At 57.7% G+C, this 23,671-nt stretch carries 17 protein-coding genes; 15 read left to right on the top strand and 2 right to left on the bottom strand.

The annotated features are described in order from the left end of the window. Window positions 1–117: 117 nt before the first annotated feature. The gene (locus PHACT_RS12930; RefSeq protein WP_070118697.1) at window positions 118–1,182 is read left to right on the top strand and encodes a branched-chain amino acid aminotransferase; all 1,065 of its coding nucleotides are present in this window, start codon (window positions 118–120) and stop codon (window positions 1,180–1,182) included. A 220-nt stretch (window positions 1,183–1,402) separates the two neighbouring features. Then, window positions 1,403–4,033 carry a type I DNA topoisomerase gene (gene topA / locus PHACT_RS12925; RefSeq protein ID WP_070118696.1) on the top strand — a complete coding sequence of 877 codons (2,631 nt, stop codon included), beginning with the start codon at window positions 1,403–1,405 and terminating at the stop codon, window positions 4,031–4,033. Between the two features lie 328 nt (window positions 4,034–4,361). On the opposite strand, the gene lexA is transcribed toward topA, so the two are convergent. Continuing rightward, the gene (gene lexA / locus PHACT_RS12920) at window positions 4,362–4,976 is read right to left on the bottom strand and encodes a transcriptional repressor LexA (RefSeq protein WP_070118695.1); all 615 of its coding nucleotides are present in this window, start codon (window positions 4,974–4,976) and stop codon (window positions 4,362–4,364) included. 153 nt (window positions 4,977–5,129) lie between these two features. On the opposite strand from lexA, the gene nagZ reads away from it, so the two are divergent. From nagZ to PHACT_RS12895, 5 genes are all read left to right on the top strand, one after another. After that, window positions 5,130–6,164: a beta-N-acetylhexosaminidase gene (nagZ, locus tag PHACT_RS12915; protein ID WP_070118694.1), complete on the top strand. Its 1,035-nt coding sequence runs from the start codon at window positions 5,130–5,132 to the stop codon at window positions 6,162–6,164. An 11-nt stretch (window positions 6,165–6,175) separates the two neighbouring features. Further along, window positions 6,176–6,724 (top strand): hypoxanthine-guanine phosphoribosyltransferase, encoded by a 549-nt coding sequence (locus PHACT_RS12910; protein ID WP_281201750.1) that lies wholly within the window; start codon window positions 6,176–6,178, stop codon window positions 6,722–6,724. A gap of 26 nt (window positions 6,725–6,750) precedes the next feature. Next, the gene (locus PHACT_RS12905; RefSeq protein WP_070118692.1) at window positions 6,751–7,344 is read left to right on the top strand and encodes a DUF1285 domain-containing protein; all 594 of its coding nucleotides are present in this window, start codon (window positions 6,751–6,753) and stop codon (window positions 7,342–7,344) included. 176 nt (window positions 7,345–7,520) lie between these two features. Then, window positions 7,521–8,270, top strand: coding sequence for an electron transfer flavoprotein subunit beta/FixA family protein (locus PHACT_RS12900; protein ID WP_070118691.1), 750 nt, complete (start codon window positions 7,521–7,523; stop codon window positions 8,268–8,270). 14 nt (window positions 8,271–8,284) lie between these two features. Next, window positions 8,285–9,214 (top strand): electron transfer flavoprotein subunit alpha/FixB family protein, encoded by a 930-nt coding sequence (locus PHACT_RS12895; RefSeq protein ID WP_070118690.1) that lies wholly within the window; start codon window positions 8,285–8,287, stop codon window positions 9,212–9,214. A gap of 193 nt (window positions 9,215–9,407) precedes the next feature. On the opposite strand, the gene PHACT_RS12890 is transcribed toward PHACT_RS12895, so the two are convergent. Continuing rightward, on the bottom strand, window positions 9,408–12,737 hold the full coding sequence (locus tag PHACT_RS12890) for an Rne/Rng family ribonuclease (RefSeq protein ID WP_245730796.1): 3,330 nt from the start codon (window positions 12,735–12,737) through the stop codon (window positions 9,408–9,410). 894 nt (window positions 12,738–13,631) lie between these two features. Here PHACT_RS12890 and PHACT_RS12885 point away from each other — a divergent pair. From PHACT_RS12885 to lpxK, 8 genes are all read left to right on the top strand, one after another. Next, window positions 13,632–14,879 carry an FtsX-like permease family protein gene (locus PHACT_RS12885; protein ID WP_070118688.1) on the top strand — a complete coding sequence of 416 codons (1,248 nt, stop codon included), beginning with the start codon at window positions 13,632–13,634 and terminating at the stop codon, window positions 14,877–14,879. Beyond that, window positions 14,880–15,728 carry a lipoprotein-releasing ABC transporter ATP-binding protein LolD gene (gene lolD / locus PHACT_RS12880; protein ID WP_397389520.1) on the top strand — a complete coding sequence of 283 codons (849 nt, stop codon included), beginning with the start codon at window positions 14,880–14,882 and terminating at the stop codon, window positions 15,726–15,728. Then, the gene (locus tag PHACT_RS12875) at window positions 15,725–16,975 is read left to right on the top strand and encodes a lipoprotein-releasing ABC transporter permease subunit (RefSeq protein ID WP_070118687.1); all 1,251 of its coding nucleotides are present in this window, start codon (window positions 15,725–15,727) and stop codon (window positions 16,973–16,975) included. The genes lolD and PHACT_RS12875 overlap by 4 nt, the downstream gene beginning before the upstream one ends. A gap of 123 nt (window positions 16,976–17,098) precedes the next feature. Then, complete coding sequence (locus PHACT_RS12870) at window positions 17,099–19,678, top strand: DNA internalization-related competence protein ComEC/Rec2 (protein ID WP_070118686.1); 2,580 nt, start codon at window positions 17,099–17,101, stop codon at window positions 19,676–19,678. After that, window positions 19,596–20,273, top strand: coding sequence for a MotA/TolQ/ExbB proton channel family protein (locus PHACT_RS12865; protein ID WP_070118685.1), 678 nt, complete (start codon window positions 19,596–19,598; stop codon window positions 20,271–20,273). Before PHACT_RS12870 ends, PHACT_RS12865 begins: the two co-directional genes overlap by 83 nt. Further along, window positions 20,270–20,710 (top strand): ExbD/TolR family protein, encoded by a 441-nt coding sequence (locus PHACT_RS12860; RefSeq protein WP_070118684.1) that lies wholly within the window; start codon window positions 20,270–20,272, stop codon window positions 20,708–20,710. The genes PHACT_RS12865 and PHACT_RS12860 overlap by 4 nt, the downstream gene beginning before the upstream one ends. Beyond that, window positions 20,707–22,599, top strand: a complete 1,893-nt coding sequence (gene msbA / locus PHACT_RS12855; protein ID WP_070118683.1) for a lipid A export permease/ATP-binding protein MsbA — start codon at window positions 20,707–20,709, stop codon at window positions 22,597–22,599. Before PHACT_RS12860 ends, msbA begins: the two co-directional genes overlap by 4 nt. Then, window positions 22,599–23,666 (top strand): tetraacyldisaccharide 4'-kinase, encoded by a 1,068-nt coding sequence (lpxK, locus tag PHACT_RS12850; protein ID WP_070118682.1) that lies wholly within the window; start codon window positions 22,599–22,601, stop codon window positions 23,664–23,666. The genes msbA and lpxK overlap by 1 nt, the downstream gene beginning before the upstream one ends. Window positions 23,667–23,671 lie beyond the last annotated feature (5 nt).

Raw genomic sequence — 23,671 nt, 5'->3', positions numbered from 1 at the left:
TCATTGCGTATCAAGGATAATACCGCCGCTGCGCGCCAGCGCCCGGCCACCGGCTGAACGCCACGCGATACAAAAAACATATTCAGTACCGAAGACTTTAAATCAGGGTGAACGACGTTGGAACAGAACAAGAGCACACAGGCAAACACCAAAAAGGATCTGAACTGGGCGGAGCTGGGTTTCCAGTACCGGCCAACGGATTACCGATTTCGCGCCTCTTTTGTCAACGGTCAATGGACCGAGGGCGAGCTGATTACCTCGGAAATGATCTCGGTACACGAAGGCGCGCCGGCGCTGCATTATGCTCAGCAGTGCTTTGAAGGTCTGAAAGCGCAGACGGCGCCTGACGGCCGGGTGCTGTTGTTCCGCCCGACGCTGAACGCTGAGCGTATGCGCCAGGCGGCGACCCGGCTATTGATTCCGGAAGTGCCAGAAGAACTGTTTATCCGCGGCGTGGAGGCGGCGGTGCGTGCCAATTACCCCTGGATTCCGCCACACGGCTCCGGCGCGGCGCTCTATATCCGTCCAATGCTGATCGGTGTCGGCGAGAACCTGGGCCTGAAACCCGCCAAAGAGTTCGAATTCCGTGTGTTCGTGTCGCCGGTGGGGCCTTATTACCAGAGCGCCGGCCTGGCAGTGATTTCACTGGCCGTGTCCGACCTTGACCGGGCAGCGCCATCCGGCACCGGCAATTACAAGATCGGCGCGAATTATGCCGGTGGTCTGCTGGCCACGCGTCTGGCGCAGCAACTGGGCGCCAATGAAGCATTGTTCCTGGATGCAGCGCAGCGCCGCTACATTGATGAGGCGGGTTCGGCCAATATTGTGGTGGCAATGCGTGGAGGCCGCTTTGTCACGCCCAGCTCCAGTGCCGTACTGCCAAGCGTCACGCGTCGTTCCATCATGACGCTGGCGGAGAACGAGTTGGGTCTGACCATTGAGCAGCGACCGATTGATCTGCGCAAGGAAATTGATGAGTTTGAAGAAGTGGCCGCCTGCGGCACCGCGGCTGTGGTGTCTCCGGTCGGTCGTATCTGGCTGGACAGCAAATGGCACAGCTTCTATGGCGGTGGTGAACAGGCTGGCCCTGTGATGCAGAAACTGTATGAGCTGCTGGTCGGAATTCAGCGCGGTGAACTGGCCGATACCTACGGCTGGACCCATGAAGTGCCGCTCGACTGACAACGGCACTGGCACCGGGTCGGAGGGGGTTCAGAACATCGGACTCCCGGCCGACTAACTTAACTTACACTCAACTAACGCTTGACCCTCAGTGAGTGAATCTTTATATATGACGGCTTCGTCAGAGTAAGCCGCTCTGATTTTTTGTTGCCGATCGTGCTTGGGAAGGCGCTGAGAAGCAACAGATATCACGAACAAACATCAGGAATTGTGCAGCTTCATGAGTAAATCCTTAGTTATTGTCGAGTCGCCCGCAAAGGCCAAAACCATCAACAAATACCTCGGTAACGAGTTCGTGGTGAAGTCCAGCGTGGGTCATATTCGCGATCTTCCGGTCTCCGGCAGCGCGTCGAGCTCAACAACAACGCCGGCCCAGCGTGCCAAGGAAGCTGCCAAAACGCGTAAACTCAGCCCCGAGAAAAAAGCAGCGCACAAACAGAAAAAGGCCCGGCAGCAATTGATTGCCCGCATGGGTATTGATCCTGAGCACGATTGGGCAGCCCGTTACGAAATCCTGCCTGGCAAGGAAAAAGTGGTATCCGAACTGCAGCGTCTGGCCAAAAGCGCTGACACCATTTATCTCGCAACGGACTTGGACAGAGAGGGGGAGGCCATTGCCTGGCACCTGAAGGAGGCCATTGGTGGTGACGAAAGCCGTTACCGGCGTGTGGTTTTCAACGAGATCACCAAAAAAGCCATTAATGAGGCGTTTTCGCATCCCGGCGATCTGGATATGCGTTATGTGGAAGCGCAGCAGGCGCGTCGCTTCCTCGACCGTGTCGTGGGTTTCATGGTGTCGCCACTGCTGTGGGCGAAAGTGGCCCGCGGTCTGTCTGCCGGTCGTGTGCAATCAGTGGCCGTGCTGCTGATTGTCGAGCGCGAGCGTGAAATCCGTGCCTTCATACCGGAAGAATACTGGGAGCTGTTTGCCGATACCACTAACAAGGCAAAAGACGCCATTCGCCTGCAGGTGATGAAACAGGCAGGTGCGAACTACCGGCCAGGCAGTGCTGAGGCATCGGCCAAAGCGGAAGCGGCGTTAAAAGATGCCACCTTTGTGGTCAGCGCTCGCGAAGATAAACCAACCAGTTCAAAACCGCGTCCACCACTGATCACGTCAACCCTGCAGCAGGCCGCCAGCACCCGCCTTGGTTTTGGCGTCAAGAAAACCATGATGATGGCGCAACGCCTCTACGAGGCCGGTTACATCACTTACATGCGTACCGATTCCACGCACCTGAGTGCTGATGCCCTGCAGATGTGTCGCGACTATATTGAGGATCAGTTCGGCAGTAAGTATCTGCCGGAAAAAGCCATTCAGTACAGTGCGCGTGAAGGCGCACAGGAAGCGCACGAGGCGATCAGGCCGACTGACGTGAATACCTCACCAACCTCGCTGTCAGGCATGGAGCGTGATGCCGAGCGCCTGTATGCATTGATCTGGGCGCATTTTGTAGCCTGCCAGATGCCGCCGGCACGCTACCTGAGCAGCAAAATATCGGTGACCGCCGGTGATTTTGAATTGAGCACCAAAGGTCGCATCATGCAGTTCGACGGTTATCTGCGGGTACTGCCTACCAAAGAGGAAGACGTGGTGCTTCCGGATGTCAGTGAGGGCGAAGAGCTGGCGCTGCAGAAGCTGGAACCAAAACAGCATTTCACCAAGCCCACGGCGCGATACACTGAAGCCAGTCTGGTCAAAGAATTGGAGAAACGCGGTATTGGTCGTCCTTCAACCTATGCCGCCATCATTTCCACGATTCAGGATCGTGGTTATGTCAAAGTGGAAAGTCGGCGCTTTTACGCCCAGAAAATGGGCGATATCGTGGTTGAGCGGCTGCAGGAAAGTTTTACCGAACTGATGGATTATGACTTCACCGCGAAGATGGAAGACTCGCTGGACAAGGTTGCCGCCGGAGACAAAGACTGGAAAAAGCTGCTGGACGATTTCTACGCCGACTTCTCTGACCAGTTGGCTCGTGCCTCCGCTGACGAAGATGGCATGCGCGAGAACAATCCGACTGAAACCGATATTCCGTGCCCGGACTGTGGCCGTAATATGCAGATTCGCACAGCGTCTACCGGTGTTTTCCTGGGTTGTTCAGGTTATGCCCTGCCACCCAAAGAGCGCTGCAAGTGCACCATCAATCTGACGCCGGGTGAAGAGGCCATCAACACGGACAACGCCGAAGAGGCCGAGGAAGTCGAGAACCGTCGCCTGCGTGAACGCAAGCGCTGCAAGTTGTGCAACGCCACCATGGACAGCTACCTGATTGACACTGAGCGCAAGTTGCACGTGTGTGGCAACAACCCGGACTGTTCCGGTTTCGAAGTGGAGAAGGGCAGTTTCAAGATCAAGGGTTATGATGGCCCGGTGATCGAATGCGACAAGTGTGGCTCCGACATGCAGCTAAAAACCGGACGCTTCGGCAAGTATTTTGGCTGTACCAACAGCGAATGCAAAAACACCCGAAAGCTGTTGCGCAGCGGTGAGGCGGCGCCGCCCAAGATGGATCCGATTCCAATGCCTGAACTTGCCTGCGAAAAAGTTGAAGACCACTATGTGCTGCGCGACGGCGCTGCCGGTCTGTTCCTCGCCGCCAGCAAGTTCCCGAAAAACAGGGAAACCCGGGCGCCGTTGCTGGCAGAGATCCTGCCGCACAAAGATGCGCTGGACGAGAAGTATCACTACCTGCTCAAAGGGCCGGTTGCCGATTCAGATGGTAACCCGACGGTGGTCCGTTTCAGCCGCAAGACCAAGGAGCAGTATCTGCTGACTGAGGTGGATAAAAAAGCCACAGGCTGGAAGGCACACTACCGTAATGGCAAATGGACCGTCGAAAGTAAGTAAACTGTCTGGAAACTACCTGCGTTGCCGGGGCGGCGTTGAAATAAAATTTTAATCGGTCACTTACTGAATGTAGGCTCCCTCACAAAATTTGATTTCGCCTTGCCCCGACTGCCTCGCCTACGTTTCCAGCTCAGTTTACAGTGCCACGGCCAGCCGCTCACTTCGTTCGCATCCTGACCAACTCTCGAAGAACCTGAATTCTAAATTTAATAGCGTTATCGAGGCAGGCGATGCAAGGCGAAGTGTATTTTTTATGAAGGAGCTTACATTAAGTAAGTGACTGAATAAAAAATACACTTCAACGCCGCAGCGGCCACGATGATAGCTTTTAATGGCGGCGGATAACGCCGACGCTGATGCCTTCAATGATAAATTGCTGCGATCGCAGATCGACCTCGATGGGGGCAAACTCTTCGTTCTCGGCGATCAGCAACAGGCGGTGTTTTTCCGCGGTGTGCTGCAGGCGTTTCACGGTCACGTCTTCGTCCAGGCGGGCGACGATGATATCGCCGTCGCGGGCCTGCGCGGTTTTGTGTACCGCCAGTAAATCACCTTCATGAATACCGACATCGATCATGCTGGTGCCTTTGACGGTCAGCAGGTAATCGGCCTTTGGATTGAACAGACCGGCGGGTACGTTGACGTATTCATCAATGCATTCCTGAGCCAGAATCGGGCTGCCGGCGGCAACCTGGCCGATCACGGGCAGACCGGCCTGGGCTTCTTCTTCCAGATCGGGCAGCTTGATGCCGCGTGATGCGCCGGGAATGATCTCGATGGCTTTTTTACGTGCCAGCGCCTTCAGGTGCTCCTCGGCGGCGTTGGGGGAACGAAACCCCATCTCCTGCGCAATTTCCGAGCGGGTCGGCGGGTAACCGGTATCCTGCTGGTAGCGACGGATAAATGCCAGTATCTCTGCTTGTCTGGGCGTCAGTGCATGCATAGCGGTTCCCTTGGCTGTGTCAGTTACTGTAATTATAACCAGTTATTTCGGCGACGCAAACCTTTCCTGAATCTGTGATAATGCCGGTCTTTCAGGCTGCTCTTTCGGGGCACGTCCTGATCAACCAATACCTAACCATGGCAGGGGCTGGCGATGAGTGATTTACCCGGCGTATTAATGCTGGATGTGCAAGGCACGGTGCTGAACGAGGATGAGCGGTCGTTGCTGCGACACCCGCAGGTTGGTGGTGTCATTCTGTTTTCCCGCAATATCCAGGATGCGGCCCAGGTACAGGCGCTGGTGGCTGATATTCGCCGCTGTCGGCCCCAGATTCTGCTGGCGGTAGATCAGGAAGGCGGACGGGTACAACGTCTGCGTGAGGGGTTTACCCGCCTGCCGCCGATGCTGCGTTTCGGAGAGCTGTGGCAGCGGGATCAGTCCGCGGCGAAGACACTGGCACAGGATTGTGGCTGGCTGATGGCAGCCGAAGTCCGGGCGTGTGATATTGATTTCAGTTTTGCACCGGTGCTGGATCTGCACACCGGCCTGAGCGAGGTCATTGGCGACCGGGCTTTCTCCGCTGATCAGGATACCCTGGTCGCGCTGGCCACCGCCTTTATGCAGGGCATGCACGAGGCCGGTATGGCGACCACCGGTAAACATTTCCCCGGGCATGGCAGCGTTACCGCAGACTCCCATCATGACTTGCCGCTGGATAAGCGCCCGTTGCAACAGATTCGTGAGCAGGATATGCAACCCTTCGTGCGCTGCATGCCGGTCATGGATGCGGTGATGCCGGCGCACGTAATATACCAGCAGGCCGATGATGCCTGTGCCGGTTTCTCCGAATTCTGGTTACAGACTGTGCTGCGGAAACAGCTCGATTTTCAGGGCGTCATTTTCAGTGATGATCTGGTGATGGCGGCGGCTGCAGCGGCCGGCAATATGGAAGATAGGGTCAAAAAAGCATTGGCAGCCGGCTGCGACATGTTGCTGGTCTGCAATGATCGGGAAGCGGCGCTGCAGGCATTGGCTGCGCTGGAAGGCCTGAACACTGAACCCAACGCCCGGCTCCTGCGTATGCAGGGTAAACAGCATCTGGATTTTGCAGCGCTGCAGGCGACACCACGCTGGCAGCAGACGCGCGACCGGCTGGAGGCCCTGATACAGGCGGAAACCGTAAAATGAGTGGAGAAGACGTGAACAAGCAACATCTGCAGCAGGTCATGGATGAGGCGCAGTGCCTGTATACCGGCCGCGACATAGATCAGGCCCTGGACGCGCTGGCATCACAGATCAGTGAGGTGATGGCGGATCAGAATCCACTGGTCCTGTGCGTCATGAACGGCGGCATTGTGCTTACCGGGCAGCTGGTGCCAAAACTGAATTTCCTGCTACAGCTGGATTATATTCATGCCACGCGTTACCGCGAGCAGCTGCAGGGCAGTGACCTGCAGTGGCGGGTGACACCTGCTACTGAGGTCAAGGGCCGGGTGGTCTTGGTGCTGGATGACATTTTTGATGAAGGCGAAACACTGGCGGGCATCAAGAGCTGGTGTGAAGGCAAGGGTGCTTCGGCAGTCTATACCGCGGTGCTGGTGGATAAACAACATGACCGTAAAACAGCGACCCTGAAGAAAGCGGATTTCACGGCGTTGACCGCTGAAGACAAATACCTGTTTGGCTACGGCATGGATTACAAAGGTTACTGGAGAAACGCGCCGGGCATTTACGCAGTCAACTTCTGAAGGCGCTAAAGAGACTGGAGGCGATTATGACAGAGAAGACGGCAAGTCCTGATAATCTGCTCAAGCAGATTGGTAAACAGAAAGGTCCGGCACCTGTTCATGACTGGGACCCACCTTACTGCGGTGAGATGGACATGCGTATCGCGGCCGATGGCCGCTGGTACCACGAAAGTTCGCCTATCGGTCGCATCGCCATGGTGCGGCTGTTTTCCTCTATCCTGAGACTGGACGATGACGGCCATCATTATCTGGTGACGCCGGTGGAGAAGGTGCGCATCACAGTGGATGACTGTCCCTTTGTCGCCCAGTTACTGGATGTTAGCGGAGAGGGTTCGGGGCAGCAGTTGACCTTCACCCTGAATACCGGTGAAACGGTGATTGCAGGCGCCGATAATGCGATCGAAGTGACCACCGACGAAGCCGGTCAACCACACCCGGTGATCGAGGTTCGTCATGGCCTCAAAGCACTGATCAGCCGTTCGGTTTTTTATCAGATGGTGGCATTGGCCGAGTCTGGCAGGGATGCTTCGGCTGACACTAAGGCTTTGAAAAATAACAACTCTGAAGATGATATTGGTGTCGTCAGTGATGGCGTTTTTTTCGCATTGAGTGGCCGCTGAGCGGCTCCCGGCTGAGCCTTTTTATTGACGAGGGCAATTAAAACCGGCATCATTGGCGGCCTTTTCTGGGGGCTTTGTTGCCTCTGTTTCGCTTACTCAGGTTCAGGTAATAGATCTGGATCCCAATGGGCCCTGGGTTTTAAAGAGCTAATTTAAAACAGTAAATTGGAGAATCCATGAAGATTCTGGTAGCAGTTAAACGTGTTGTTGATGCGTACGTTAAAATCCGAGTCAAGTCAGATGGCAGTGGCGTTGATCTGGCGAATGCCAAAATGGCGGTTAATCCATTCTGCGAAATTGCCATTGAAGAGGCCATTCGTCTGAAAGAGAAAGGCGTGGCTGACGAAGTCATTGCCGTGTCCATTGGCGAGAAGAGCTGCCAGGAACAGATCCGTACGGCACTGGCACTGGGTGCCGACCGGGGCATACACGTTGATGCCGCTGCCGATGTGCAGCCACTGGCCGTGGCCCGCGTGCTGCAGAAGCTGGTCGAGAAAGAAGGCATCGATCTGGTGCTGCTGGGCAAGCAGTCCATTGATTCCGACAACAACCAGGTTGGACAGATGCTGGGCGCACTGACTGGCATGCCGCAGGGTACATTTGCCTGCAAGCTGGAAGTGGCTGATGGTAAAGCGGTGGTCACGCGTGAAGTTGATGGCGGTGAGCAGACCGTGTCACTGAAGCTGCCAGCCGTAGTGACTACGGATCTGCGACTGAACGAGCCGCGCTATGCTTCATTGCCGAACATCATGAAGGCCAAGAAAAAGCAGATCGACACGGTCACTCCGGATGAGCTGGGTGTTGATGTCAGTTCCGGTCTGAAAGTCGTGTCTGTTGAAGCACCGCCCGCGCGTTCTGCCGGCATCAAGGTGGAAAGCATAGACGAGCTGATCAGCAAATTGAAAACCGAAGCCAAAGTGATTTAAGGGGACGAGCAGATATGAGTATTTTGGTAATTGCAGAACACGATAATGCCGCCCTGAAACCGGCGACCTTGAACACCATCACCGCAGCCAGCGAAATCGGCGGCGACATTACGGTACTGGTTGCTGGCTCTGGCTGCGATGCAGTCGCGCAGCAGGCCGCTGCCGTCAATGGCGTCAGCAAAGTGCTGGTGGCCGACAATGCCGCCTACGAGAATCAGCTGCCGGAAAACCTGGCTGAGCTGATTGCGGAAGTGGGCAAGGATTCTTCACACATTCTGGCACCGGCTTCCACCTCCGGCAAAAACTTCATGCCCCGTGTGGCAGCCTTGCTGGGTGTTGCCCAGATTTCAGACATTACCGCAGTTAAAGGTGCGGACACCTTTGTGCGACCGATTTATGCGGGCAACGCACTGGCAACAGTCCAGTCCAGTGACGCCGTCAAGGTGATCACGGTGCGTGGCACGGCGTTCGATGAGGCAGCCAAAGAGGGTGGCTCTGGTAGCGTTGAAGCACTCGACATCGTCAAATCTCAGGACATTGCCACCTTTGTCGGTGAAGAGCTGACTGAATCTGAGCGTCCCGAATTGACCGGCGCCAAGATCGTTATCTCCGGTGGCCGTGGCATGCAGAACGGTGAGAACTTTGCCATGCTGGAAAAAGTCGCTGACAAACTCGGCGCTGCCATTGGTGCGTCGCGCGCAGCGGTCGACGCGGGCTTTGTCCCCAACGACATGCAGGTAGGCCAGACCGGTAAAATCGTGGCGCCAGATCTGTACATTGCGGTGGGCATCTCCGGCGCGATTCAGCACCTGGCCGGCATGAAGGACAGCAAGGTGATTGTTGCCATCAACAAGGACGAAGAGGCACCGATCTTCCAGGTGGCTGATTATGGTCTGGTCGCAGACCTGTTCCAGGCGATACCGGAGCTGGAAGAAAAGCTGTGATATAAATTTTAAGGGGGCGGGGATTTTAAGGGGACGGAGGAGATACTTTCCGGAAAAAGTATCTCCTCCGTCCCCTTAAAACGTCCCCTTAAAATCCTCTAGAAGTCACAACAAAAAGGGGCGGATGAGAAATAACTCATCCGCCCCTTTTTGTTTGTTTACGGAGGAGAGATTCTCCTCCGTGCCCAGTCGTTTACTCGTTGCCTTCTGATTCAGCCTTTTTGCGGGCTTCCTCTTCCAGGCGTCGGCGTTTGATTTCGCGCGGGTCATTGGGTGCACGGCCGCCTTCGGGGATGGCTCCCTGAGAGGTGGCGGGAGCCTGCTTGGCTTCTTCCGGAGTCGGAGCCAGTGGCGCTGCCTTTGTGTCGATGCCAGACTTGTCTGATTCCGCCTTTTTCGGGGCAGGCTGTTCAGTTGTCTGCTCAGCTCTCTGGGCCTCGGGCGTTGAATCCGCAGCGGCAACTTTATCACTTGCCGGCTCTGCGTTGGCCTGAGCCTCAGCGTCTGCAGATTTTTTGCTCTTGTTGGTGGTGGCGCGCTTGCGAGCAGGTGCGCGTTTACGAGTCGGCTTTTTCTCGGGCTCCGCATCTTCGGGCGTGCCAGCAGATTTGTCGAGGTCGGCCTGAGCAGATGCTTTCTCGGAGGCACCGTCGACGGCTTTATCGCTCGAGGCTGCTTCGTTGCTCGCGGCTTTCTTATCGCTCACGGCTGCTTCTTCGCTCACGGCTTTCTCATCACTCGCAGCTGCGTCGGCCTTTGTTTTGCTTGAGGCTTTTTCTGCGCTAGAAGCTTTCTTCTCGCTAGGGGCCTTCGCTTCGTCAGTGGCTTTCTCTTCGCCAGAGGCCTTTTCCTCACCTGAGGCCGCGGCTTTGTCTTCGCCCGCTGCTTTGGCCTTCGGTTCTCTCAGGGCTGCTTCGGCGGCCTGTGCTTCCTGCACAGCTTTTGCCGCCTCGGGCAGATCATCGCTGCTGTCTTTGGCTTTTGCAGCAGCGGGTTTTTTCTGCTCGTCTGCTGTGTTGCCATCAGCGTCGGCAGCACTATTGCCGTCCTGGCTGTTTTGGCTCTCCTGGCTCTCCTGGCCATCACTGGTGTTGCCATCTTTGTCCTGCGACTCGGCGTTGTTGCCGCGGCCACGGCGGCGGCTGCCACCACGGCTGCGACGACGACGGGGTTTTGCTGTGCCGTCTTCGTTGGTTTCGCTCGCCGAATTGTCACCTGAGTTCTCAGTGTTGCTGCTGTCGTCTGACGTGTCAGCCGCCTTTGTGCGAGCGCCGGGCTTGCTGCCTTTATCGTCCGCAGCCTTGTTGTCCTGATTAGCGGACTGATCGTCGCTGGCGGCAGTGTCTGTCACTGCATTTTCATTCTCGGCCGCATCGGGATGTGGTCCACGCTGACGCTTGGTGGTGTTGCGCGGACGGCGATCGCCACGACGGCGACGGCTCTGACCTTCGCCGCCCTTGTTGTCGTCTGACGCGTCACCGGACGCGGCATCGTTGTTGCTGTTTGCAGCGTTGTTGTCCTTGCGAGTGTCCGACTCGTCGTTCTGTGAACGATTGCGGCCGCCACGTCGACGACCCTGGCCTTGCCCTTGACTCTGGCCCTGCGAGGACTCGGAGCGATCGGACCTGTCGTCGCCGCCTTTGTCGTTTCTCTCCGATTTTTCGCCGCGCTCCGCCTTGTCACCACGATCATTGCGGTTGCCGCGCTGATTGCCGCGACCCTGCTTCTGGTGTCGCTGCTGGTTGTTCTGCGGGCGACGCTCGCGATTGCGCGAGTTGCGATCCTTGTTTTCTTCCTCTTTCTCATCTTCTTCGTCATTGGCCGCGCCTGTAAAGACTTCGGTGAAGACGGAGATCAGTGATCCCAGGAAACCTTTTTTCTTTGGTGCGGGCGGTGCCAGACGAGTGGTCGGCACATGGGCCGGTGCCTGGGCCAGCGTTGGCGCCTGTACGGCGGCCTGTTGTGCCGGCGCCGATTTCTTCGCCTGAATGACATCGTCATCCGGACCACCGGTTTCAATTTCGAAACTGGCGCGATGCGACGAGGTGCTGCCATCCTGTGCGCTGATGCTCTGGATTTCGTAGTGCGGTGTTTCCATGGCCGGGTTGGCAATGATCAGCAGGCGGGTTTTGCTCTGTGCTTCAATGGCCAGCACTGCAGAACGCTTTTCGTTCAGCAGGTAAGAGGCGACCGACAACGGCACAATGGCATGGATCTCGGCGCTTTTCTTTTTGTTGGCTTCTTCCTGCAGGATTCGAAGAATGGACAGGCACAGCGATTTCACATCGCGAATCGCACCCTGGCCATTGCAGCGTGGGCATACCACGGCGCTGGTTTCTTCCAGCGATGGACGTAGACGCTGACGTGACATTTCCAGCAGGCCGAAGCGGGAGATGCGGCCGACCTGTACTCGTGCACGGTCCGCTTCCAGCGCATCGCGCATGCGGTTTTCAACTTCTTTCTGGTTTCTGGCAGCGCTCATGTCGATGAAATCGATAACCACCAGGCCGCCCATGTCGCGCAGGCGCAGCTGGCGGGCAATTTCATCGGCCGCTTCCAGGTTGGTGTTCAAGGCGGTTTCTTCGATGTCCGACCCGCGCGTGGCGCGAGAAGAGTTGATGTCGATGGAGATCAACGCTTCAGTCGGGTCGATGACAATGGAGCCGCCCGAAGGCAGTTTTACTTCGCGCTGAAACGCCGATTCAATCTGGGCTTCAATCTGGAAGCGATTGAACAGCGGCAGGGCTTCCTGATACAACTTGATACGCGATTCGTAATGCGGCATCACCTGACGTACAAAGTCGATGGCTTCGGCATAGGATTCCTGGGTGTCGAATAACACTTCGCCGATGTCCTGGCGCAGGTAATCACGAATGGTACGGATAATGACGTTGCTTTCCTGATAGATCAGGAAGGGCGCTGATTTTTTCTCGGCAGCTTCTGTGATCGACTGCCACAGCGACAGCAGGTAATCCAGGTCCCACTGCAGTTCTTCCTGTTGCTTGCCGACACCTGCGGTGCGCACAATGATGCCCATGCCGTCAGGAATATTCAGACCATTGATAGCTTCGCGGATCTCGGAGCGTTCGTCACCTTCGATGCGGCGGGAGATACCACCGGCGCGCGGGTTGTTTGGCATCAGCACCAGGTAACGACCGGCCAGGCTGATAAAGGTGGTCAGCGCCGCGCCTTTGTTGCCGCGCTCTTCCTTTTCTACCTGCACAATCACTTCAGTGCCTTCAGCAACCGCTTCTTTGATATTGACGCGGCCGCCTTCGATGCCTTTACGGAAATACGAAGGGGCAATTTCTTTCAGGGGCAGGAAGCCGTGACGCTCGGCGCCGAAATCAACAAAGGCGGCCTCCAGGCTGGGTTCTACGCGGGTAATACGGCCTTTGAAGATGCTGGCCTTTTTCTGTACACGGGTGCGGTTTTCAATATCCAGGTCGTAAAGTTTCTGGCCGTCAACGAGGGCAACCCGCAACTCTTCTTCCTGTGTGGCATTGATCAACATTCTTTTCATAGTGAATTCACATCTCTGTTGAACCAGATCAGTCAATTCGGGGGAGATGATTTGCGCAGGCGGGGCGGGACAGGACAAGCCGAGAGCATGCGCAAACAGCCGGAATAAGGCTGTGGGACATGCCGGTGACAGGGGGCGCAAAGAGGGCGGTGTCCGGTCTCGGTGCCTTAAACTGCCGGGCCCGGTGGACTGGTATTGCCGCTACTGCTAACCGAACCCATGGATAAAGTTCAGGTGTCCTGCTGTCACTGCAACCGTGTTTCGGTATCGGAATCGGGTCGATGAATCGTTGCCCGGTCGTGTCGAGGTCACGGTCTTTCGGTGGCTGCATCTGCTCGAAAATCAGAGCTCGCAAATCAGAGCCCAAACATCAAAATCAGTGCAGCGCCTTGCTTGTATGTTGTCGCCGTTTGTGTGCCCGGCTTTCCGGCTCAGCGGCTCAACTTGTGTGGTTGAGATCCTGCTGGAGCGGGATGCGGCGGGGCATTCACTTTCGGTGTGCCCCCGCGCAAAAATCATTCACCCGAGTCTTCAGTCTGGTTGCTCGGTTAAGTACTGCTTTTAAAAATCCGGTACTGCAAAATTCGTTGTCACGATGTTTGTTTCGCATAACTGCTGTGTTAACAACGTGTTGGCGCTGACATGTAATCGACATGTCCCGTGCTGCAAGTTCTACAATTTGTGTATACACGGTTTGGCAACCAACCACTTTCACAGCTCCGCGACTATAACAGCAAAACCTTTCCCATTCAATCACCTGTGTTACTTATTCACAGTCCGTTTTTAACTGTGCCGGGGCAGGCGGTCAGGCACTGGCGATGGAAGTTTGTTTTACTCCGGTGCCTCGACTAGAATCCTTGCCGTCGATCCCGTGCCGTTCAGGATAAACCGTTCATGTACCAACCTCTGGTCCTGTTTGTCGGGCTGCGTTTTGTCAGAGCCCGCAAAAAAAATCAGCTGATGTCCTTTGTCTCGCTGATCTCCATGCTGGGCATAGCACTGGGTGTGCTGGCTCTGATTGCGGTGATGTCGGTAATCAATGCATCGACCAGCACCATGCGTAACGAAACCCTGAAGTCAGTGCCGCATGCCGGCCTGGTGTTGCCTGCCGGTGGTATCGGCTGGCAGCAAGCGGCGCGGACCCTGCAGCAACAGAGCGGCATAGTCGCGGCAGCGCCGTTTGTTGAGGGCGAAGCCTGGCTGCGCGCTGATGGTAATGGCGAGTTTGTTGCCGTGCGCGGTGTCGATCCGGCCTCGGAGCCAGCTGTGTTGCAGCAGGACAGTCCTCATCTGGAGCAGTTGCTGGCGGCGCTGGCAGAAACGCCGGATGGCATTATTCTCGGAACCCGCCTGGCCTCCCGGCTGGCACTGTTTAATGGCATGCAGTTGTCGGTGACGCCCCTGTCCAGTCTGCTGAGTCGGGATACCGGCGATGCCCGCAGTTTTCGGGTGCTGGGTGTCGCCGACTTCGGGTTTTATGACAATGCCAGCACGGCGCTGGTGAATTTGCCGGCGGCGCAGGCCCTGTTTGCCGGCAGCGGTCCGGGCACCGGGCGCATGCAGATGCGATTGCGGGTGGATGATCTGTTTAATGCCGCTGCCTTGAGCTCTCGTGCAGCGCAGGCGCTGCCACCGGCTGACTATCGGGTCAACAGCTGGGATCAGAGCCGTCGCAGCCTGTTTGATGCCCTGCGCCTGGAAAAGGTGCTGACCGGGTTCATGTTATTGATGATTGTCATTATTGGCGCCGTTAACATTGTGGCCACACTGGTGATGACAGTGGCTGATAAAAGCGCCGACATTGCGATTCTGCGCACCATGGGCGCCGGGCGCGGCACGGTGATGGCCGTGTTTGTGATTCAGGGCCTGGCCGCCGGGGTGTTTGGTACCCTGCTGGGCGCGCTCGGGGGTGTGGCGCTGGCAGCCAGCATTGGTGACCTGACCCAGGCCGTCCAGTCGCTGCTCAACAGTGCACTGGCGCCCGGCGATGTTTACATGATTGCTCACCTGCAGTCGGAATTGCAGTGGGCTGATGTGGCGCTGGTCTGCGCCAGTGCGTTGCTGGTCAGCCTGCTGGCAACGCTTTACCCGGCCTGGCGTGCCTCGCGCATCCAGCCCGCCGATGTTCTCAGGTACGAATAAATGACGCTGGAGCCAGATATGACACTGCCAGAGCCGGGCGATAAAGGGCCAGAGCCACGCGACAAAAGGCAAGAGCCACGCGACCAAAGGCAAGAGCCACGTGACACAGGGCAAGAGCCGCGCTACACAGAGCGAAGACAGCCTAACGACAGCAGTCCGGAGCAATCCGTGGCACGCGGCGCGGTGATCAGTTGCCGCCATTTAAGCAAAATCTACACGCAGGGGCCGCAGCAGGTCGAAGTGTTGACGGACATCAACCTCAACGTCATGCCCGGTGAGCGCATCGCCATCGTGGGCAGTTCGGGCTCGGGCAAAACCACCTTGCTCAACATGTTGGGCGGGCTGGATATGCCCAGTGGTGGCGAAATCGACGTCGCCGGTCAGGCATTGTCGGCGCTGTCAGACAAAGAGCGTGGTTTGCTGCGTAATCGTTATCTGGGGTTTGTTTACCAGTTTCACCATTTGCTCGGTGAATTCAGTGCGCTGGAAAATGTTGCCATGCCACTGCTGATCGGCGGCGCCAGGGTGGCTGATGCCCGAGACCGGGCAGCAGAACTGTTGCGCCGGGTCGGTTTGCAGCACCGGCTCAGTCACAAACCGGCGGAACTGTCGGGCGGCGAGCGGCAGCGTGTGGCGATTGCCCGCGCGTTGGTGGCTTCCCCGCGTTGTGTGCTGATGGACGAGCCCACAGGCAACCTTGATCGCCGCACCGCCAGTGGTATTCACGAATTGATGCAGGACCTGAATCAGCAACTGGCCACCAGTTTTGTGGTGGTGACCCATGATGAACAGTTCGCTGCCAGCCTGGACCGTGTGCTGCTGCTGAACAACGGGTGTCTGCAGGCATGACGCGCTCCCTGTCAGCATTTATTGCCTTGCGCTATGTCAGCGTGGGGCGACGCAGTGAACTGGTGAGCTTTATGTCCATGCTGACCATTGGCGGGCTGGCACTCAGCGTCTGTATTCTGATCACCGTGTTGTCGGTCATGAATGGCTTTGATCGCGAAGTGCGGGAGAATGTGCTCGGTATCATGCCGCACGCCACCCTGCGCACGCCAGAGCATATCGACAGTGAGCGCTGGGCGCAGCTCGACAGTGAGGTGCTGGCGGTGCCCGGTGTCAATCTGAGTGCGCCGGTACTGGAGGCCAATGGCGTGATTGCCGGGCCGGAAGACAATGTCGGCGTACTGGTCAATGGTGTTGATCCGGCGCGCGAAGCTGACATTTCCCGCCTGTCCCGTTTTATGCGGCAAGGAAGCCTGATGTCGCTGGCGGAATCACGTTTTCAGCTGGTGCTTGGCGAAACGCTGGCGCAACGTCTGGGCGTCGGTCTGGGCGACAACGTCACACTGTACTCACTGAATGTGTCCATCAACCCGGTGGCGCCGCTGCCGGTGCAACGACGCTTTACCGTGGGTGGCATTTACCGGGTGGGCACGCAGGAGCTTGATGAGCGGCTGGTGATGATTGCGCTGCCCGATGCCCAGGCCCTGTATCGCCAGCCTGACCGCTTCACGGGTCTGCGCCTGCGCACCGATGACGTGCTGGCGGTGAATGCGCTGCGCGATAACATTGAGGTGCTGTTGCCGCAGGGTGTTTATCTGGAAACCTGGACCCAGTGGTTTGGCGCAATATACGAGAATATCCGTCTGTCCCGCACCATCGTAGGCTTTTTATTGTGGCTGCTGGTCGCGGTGGCGGCGTTTAATCTGGTGGTGAGCCTGATCATGATTGTGCGTGACAAACGCGGCGATATCGCCATTTTGCGCACGATGGGCGCATCTCCCGGCATGATTGGCCGCATTTTTGTATTGCAGGGTTGCCTGGTGGGGTTGCTGGGTACACTGGCCGGGCTGGTGCTGGGCATTGGGCTGGCTCTCAGTGTCAGTGATCTGTTCGCCTGGATTGAACAGCTTTCCGGTGCCCAACTGCTCAGTGCTGATGTCTACCCGGTCGATTTCCTGCCGTCGCAATTGCGTGTGTCCGATCTGCTTGGCGTCAGCCTGGGTGTGCTGGTCCTGTGCCTGCTGGCCAGCCTCTATCCTGCCTGGCGAGCAGCCCGTGTGTTGCCTGCGGAAGCCCTGCGCAGCGAATAGCGCCGTCTGTGATCAGCCCTGGTTTTTCCGGTAAAGCCCCGGTGCATCTGCTATATCTGCCATTACACACTGATTAACCCCAATCTGAACAGGAAGCCGCTACGATGGCGGCCATGACGTGTTATGCGCGCAGGGATGCTGGCGTTTTGTCTGGGCATCTGGCTGTTCAGTCGGTTGCCGGTGTTGCCGCCCTGGCCGGTGGCCGCCATTGTTTGTTTGATGCTGCTGGCCACTACTGTGCTGCTGGTCGCGGTGGCGTGGTCTCCAGAAAGGGGCCGATGGCGCCTTGCGGCCTTGAGCCTGCAACTCGTCATGGCCCTGGTGCTGGGTCTGTTGTGGTTCTGCTTTGATGCCTCTCGCCAGATGCAGCAGCAGTTGCCGTCCGAACTGGAAGGGGTGGATTTCTGGGTCAGCGGGCGCATTGTCAGTCTGCCCTCACCGCGGGCGCAGTTTCAGCAGTTTGAGTTGCGTATCGACTCTACCTGCTATCGTCTGCATCCTCGCGATTGTGTCTCCCCGGATGCAATCCCCGACTCAGACCAGCCGACACCAATGCGCGGGGCGCGGATCAGTCTCAACGAGTATGCCGGTCTGACGCTGTGGCCCGGCGAGCGCTGGCGCTTTCGGGTGCGGCTGAACCGGCCGCATGGTTTTGCCAATCCCGGCGGTTATGACTACGAAGCCGCCCTGTTCGGGCGGGGCATTATGGCTCGGGGGTATGTGCGTGATACCGCTTTCAACAAACGCCTGAGCGCGGCCGGGCCTGGGTTACAGTCGGCCCGCGCCGGTCTGCGCGCACGTCTGTTTGCGCTGGCGCCGCGGTTGCAGAACCCGGGCCTGCTCAGTGCCCTGATCCTGGGCGATCGTGACGGTGTCAGTTCAGCGCAATGGGAACTGCTGACCCGCACCGGCACCAATCATCTGCTGGTCATCTCCGGCCTGCATGTCGGCTTTGTTGCCTTGACCGCCTATACCGTGATCAACCTGCTGGTGAGGCTGCTGCCGGCCTTACTGTTGCGGTTGCCGGCGCAGCATTACGGCGCCCTGGCTGCGGTACTGGCGGCTCTGGTATACAGCGGTCTGGCGGGTTTTTCGCTACCGACCCAGCGAGCCTTGATCATGGTGCTGGTGTTGATGTCGGGGCATGTGCTGGGACGACGGTTTTTGCCCAGCTACAGCCTGTTGCTGGCAGCTTCGCTGGTGTTGCTGCTGGCGCCCATGAGTGTGACCCAGGCCGGTTTCTGGCTGTCATTCACCGCCGTGGCGGCTCTGTTATTTGCCTTCAGCGGCTATCGTCGGCCAGCGTCGCCATCGCTGGCATCACCAGGCCAATGGCTGTGGCACAACTGGGTGCAACCGCAGTGGGCAGTCAGTGTCGGACTGTTGTTGCCCCTATTGCTGTGGACCGGGCAGATGTCGCTGATATCACCGCTGACCAATGTTCTGGCCATCCCGTTGGTGAGTTTGCTGGTGGTGCCGCTGGCATTGCTTGGCGCCGTATTGTTGATGCTCATACCCTCACTGGCGATCTGGCCACTGGCATTGGCTGACTGGCTGTTGAACGGATTGTTTGTGGCACTGGCCGGCGTGGTCGAGTTCGGGCCTGCGCTGTGGCAACCCTCACCGCCGGGCCTGATGGCGTCAACGCTGGCAGCGCTGGCGGTGGTGCTGTTGCTGGCGCCCAGAGGGCTGATACCAACGCGGACTCCCTGGTTGTTGCCCGGCTGCCTGTTGATGCCTCTGCTGTGGCCGGCCGAAGCAGTGCGACCGCCACCGGGACAGGCGCAACTGCAGTTTCTCGACGTCGGTCAGGGCCTTGCCGTGGTGGTGCATACACACAATCACCATCTGCTGTTTGATACCGGTCCGGCCATGGGGCCGCAATTCGATACCGGCCGTGCAGTCATCGTCCCGTACTTGCGTGCACGGCATGTGCGGGCGCTGGACATGCTTATCATCAGTCACTGGCATCAGGATCACAGCGGCGGGGCGGCGTCGGTGGCGCAGCAGTTTGCCATAAAGCGCCGACTGGCGGGCGGCTCGGAATCGGCGCCGGAGGCGTTGGGTGGACCGGCGTCCTTTGAACGTTGCCGGGCTGGCATGCGCTGGCAATGGGACGGCGTGGTATTCGAGATATTGCACCCGGCCGGGCAGCGTTATGCCGGTGAAAATAATAACGCCTGTGTGTTGCGGGTCAGTGCCGGTGACCAGCACGTGCTGTTGACCGGTGATATCGAACGTGAAGCTGAACGCGACCTGCTACAGGATCATGCCAGGACCTCAGGGTTGCGTGCGGATGTCCTGCAGGCGGCGCATCACGGCAGCGCCAGTTCATCCTTGCCGGCATTCCTGCAGGCCGTGCAGCCCAAATTGACAGTGGTGTCGGCGGGTTATCGCAACCGGTTTTCACATCCGGCGCCGGTGGTGCTTGAGCGTTTATACAACGTTGGCAGTGTGGTCTGTCAAACGCCGTCCACGGGCGCCGTTCAGGTCGAGCTGGGCGGGGCCGCCGGGCCACGATTGTCAGCGACGCATCGTCAGCAATATCGCCGTTTCTGGCATAACATCCCGTCGGGCGAATATGGTAAAGTAGCGACCGAAACAGCGGGAGGCGACATTTGTGGTAGAGATCGTGATGGCGGGTGGCTGGTTGATGCTGCCAATAATTCTGTGTTCCATTCTGGCGATTGCGATTGTCATTGAGCGGTCCTGGTCTCTATCGGCCAACCGGATCGCGCCGCGTTATGCCGTAGGTCAGGTATGGACGTGGATCAAGAACAACGAGCTGGATTCCACCCGCATGCGTGAATTGCGCCTGTCGTCACCGTTGGGGCAGATTCTGGCCGCCGGCCTGTTGCACGCCCGGCAGGGCCGTGCGCAGATGCAGGACGCCATTGCCCACAGTGCCTCGGTGGTCATTCATGAGCTGGAGCGTTATCTCAGTACATTGGGCACCATTGCCGCGATAACACCGTTGCTGGGCCTGCTGGGCACCGTGATTGGCATGATCAGGGTGTTTACCGAGATCATGATTCAGGGCACCGGTAATGCCAGCGCCTTGGCTGGCGGCATTTCCGAAGCACTGATTACCACGGCTGCCGGTCTGTGTGTGGCGATTCCATCCTACGCCTGTCACCGGTATTTTATTCGCAAAGTGGATTCGCTGGTGCTGGCGCTGGAGCAGGAGTCGGCAAAACTGGTTGATGCCCTCGACAAGGTGCCGGTTGAACTGGACTTAAAAGCCAGCGACACTCCGGCCCCGGCAACCACCGCCCCTGAACAAGAGCATCCGGCGTGAAATTTCCCCGGCGCACCCTGGAGGATCCCGCCATCAATCTGACGCCACTGATTGATGTGGTGTTTCTGTTGCTGATCTTTTTTATGGTCACAACCACGTTTACCCGGGAAACCCGAATCGCGGTTAATCTGCCGGAAGCCGATGCCGAACAGGCCGAGTCCCTTCCCAATCAGATTGAAGTGCTGGTGAGCCAGGGGGGGCGTTACAGCGTCAATGACCAGGTTCTTTCCGACAGTCAGTTGCTGACCCTGGGCCGTGCCCTGATTGATGCCGCCGGTGGTGATCGCAGCACGCCGGTATTGTTGATCGCTGATGCTGAAGCCACGCATCAATCCGTGGTGACCGCCATGGATGCTATCGGTCAGTCCGGCTTCAGCCGGCTCAGTATTGCCACGCGCCGCGCCGATGAAAGCAACGGTGCCGGAGCTACCCCATGAGTAAATCCGGTATACCACAACCCGAACCATCATCAGATCAAAGCGCTGGCGCCGATGAATCCGCCGTGTCGCAGATGACCGGTTGGCAGGTTTATAAACGGCTGTTGGCTTACATCCTGCCCTACATGGGTTTTATGGGCATCAGTGTGCTGGGTTACCTGATCTTTGCTGCCACCACACCTGCCACAGCAGCCTGGCTGGGCTGGACCATTGACCAGGTCGCCATCCGTAATCCCGATGCGCGCATTCTGGCGCCGGCACTTTGTATCCTGATTGTGGTGTGTCGGGGCATTGGCGGTTTTCTGGGCCATTATGCGCTGGAGCATGTTGCCAATCATGTGGTGCACAAACTGCGTTGCCAGATCGTGGAAAAATTGCTGACCGTGCCGGTGCGCTACTACGACAAAAACAGCATTGGCCGTCTGGTGTCCAAGGTCACTTACGATGTTGCCCAGATCAAGGGTGCCTCAACCAACGCCATTACCGTGATCATGCGCGAGGGTCTGACCGTGATCGGCCTGCTGGTCTATCTTTTCTGGGTGAACTGGCGCCTGAGTCTGGTGTTTCTGCTGGTGGCACCCTGTGTCGCCTATATTGTGCACCTTGCGACGGTACGCTATCGCCGCTACAGTCGGCAGATGCAGGATTCCATGGGCGACGTCACCCAGATCACCAACGAATCCATCAAAGGCCAGCGCGTCATCCGTACCTTTAATGCCAGCGATTACGTGTCCGGCCGCTTCACCACGGCCAGTGAAAAGAACCGTCGGCAGAACATGAAAATGGTGGTGACTGAGTCGACCGCAAAACCTCTGATCCAGTTGTTTGTCAGCATCGCCATGGCCATTCTTATCTGGTTTGCGCTGTCGCCAGAGCTGCTGGCCTCGTCCACGCCCGGTGAACTGGTGTCATTCCTGACTGTGGCCGGCATGCTCAGTTCACCCATGCGGCAGTTGTCCGGCGTGAACGCGGTGATACAGCGTGGTATCTCTGCGGCTACCAGTATTTTTGAGCTGATCGACACACCGCCCGAGAACGATCAGGGAACAGATGAAACGAAACGCGCCCGTGGCCAGATTGAATTTAGCGATGTTGGTTTTTGCTATAATGAAGACGAACCGGTGCTGCAGGGATTCAGCCTGCAGGTGGAGCCGGGCACCACGGTGGCGCTGGTGGGTCGCTCCGGCAGCGGCAAGTCGACACTGGTCAGTTTATTGCCACGGTTTTATGACCTCAGCAGCGGCGATATCCGTCTGGACGATGTGTCATTGACGGATTACCGGCTCGCCAACCTGCGCGAACAGATTGCCATTGTCACGCAGGATGTCGTGTTGTTTGAGGGCAGTGTGGCGGAAAACATCGCCTATGGCATTGCCGACAAAGTCACTCCGGAACAGATTCAGCGCGCGGCGGACAACGCCCACGTCACCGAGTTTGCGTCTCAGTTGCCGGCAGGGTTTGATTCCCAGGTCGGTGACGGCGGTACCTTGTTGTCCGGCGGTCAGCGGCAGCGTCTGGCGATTGCCCGGGCATTCCTGAAAGATGCCCCGGTGCTGATTCTGGATGAAGCCACCTCAGCACTGGATACCGAATCCGAGCAGCGTATTCAGCAAGCCCTGAATGAATTGATGCGCGGCCGCACCACCTTTGTCATTGCCCATCGTCTGTCGACCATTGAAAACGCCGATGTCATTCTGGTGATGGACAAAGGCCGGATTGTTGAATCAGGCACTCACGCAGAACTGCTGGCGCTGGGTCAGCATTATGCGCGTCTGCACCGGATGCAGTTTGCCGAGTCGTCGCTTGATGATTCTGCTGACAGCGAGCCTTCAGCCAGCGAGAGATCTTCTGACGATAACAACAGCACTGAGTCTGGAGCAGCAGACTGATGTTTCTGGTCCGCGCCTGGTACAACAAGGCAGGCTGGTTGATCCTGTTGCGGCCGCTGAGTTTTTTGTTCAGTGCACTGGCGCGGGGGCGACGGCAGCGACAGCAAGCATCGCAGCAACAGGCAGCGGTTCCGGTTATTGTCGTGGGCAATATCTCGGTGGGTGGTACCGGCAAAACGCCACTGGTACTGGCACTGAGCCAGGCGCTGCATGAGCGCGGCATAAGCACCGGTGTGTTGAGCCGGGGTTATGGCGGCAGGGCGCCGCAGTATCCTTTTGTAGTCACTGTCGACAGCGATGTCCGTCATAGCGGCGATGAAGCCCGTCTGCTTCGCCGTCACCATGACGGCCCGATGTGGGTAGACCCGCAACGTCGGCGCGGCCTGCAGGCATTGATCGACAGCCATCAATGTGATGTTGTGATCAGCGATGATGGTCTGCAGCACTACCGGTTGTGGCGCGATATGGAGATCGCGGTGGTGGATGGCACACGTGGCCTGGGCAATGGCTGGTGTCTGCCGGCAGGGCCGCTGCGCGAACCACCGGCACGACTGACGCAGGTGGATTATATTGTTATTAATGGCGCCAACCGGGCACTCAACGAGGATGCGCTGTCAGCGGGCGAGACCCCGGTCACCACCATGCGCCTGGTGCCCGAGTACTGGGTTAATGTTAAAACCGGTGCCCGAGCCGAGTTGCAGTCACTGCCGGTGCCCACGGCGCTGAGCCAGGATATTCACGCGCTGGCCGGTATTGGCAACCCGCAGCGTTTCTTTGACAGTTTGCAGGACCTGGGCTGGCAGGCACAATGTCATGCCTACGATGATCATCATGCATACAGCGCTGTTGAGCTGGCCTTTGCCCGTGATAAGGTTTTACTGATGACAGAAAAGGACGCCGTCAAATGCGAGTCGTTTGCGGGCGAGCATTGGTGGTCTCTGGTGGTCAGCGCAGAACTTGACCAGGGATTCAGCGAAGCCTTCTGTGATCAGGTGGCACACATGCTTGCGGTGCGCAAACAGCAGACACACATGGCCGTCAGCGAGCAGGAAGCACAGCAGCAATAATTTAT

The sequence above is a fragment of the Pseudohongiella acticola genome (genome assembly GCF_001758195.1).
Classification (GTDB): domain Bacteria; phylum Pseudomonadota; class Gammaproteobacteria; order Pseudomonadales; family Pseudohongiellaceae; genus Pseudohongiella; species Pseudohongiella acticola.
Note: the sequence above shows the minus strand (reverse complement) of the source record. Positions and strands in the feature narration are given on the sequence as shown.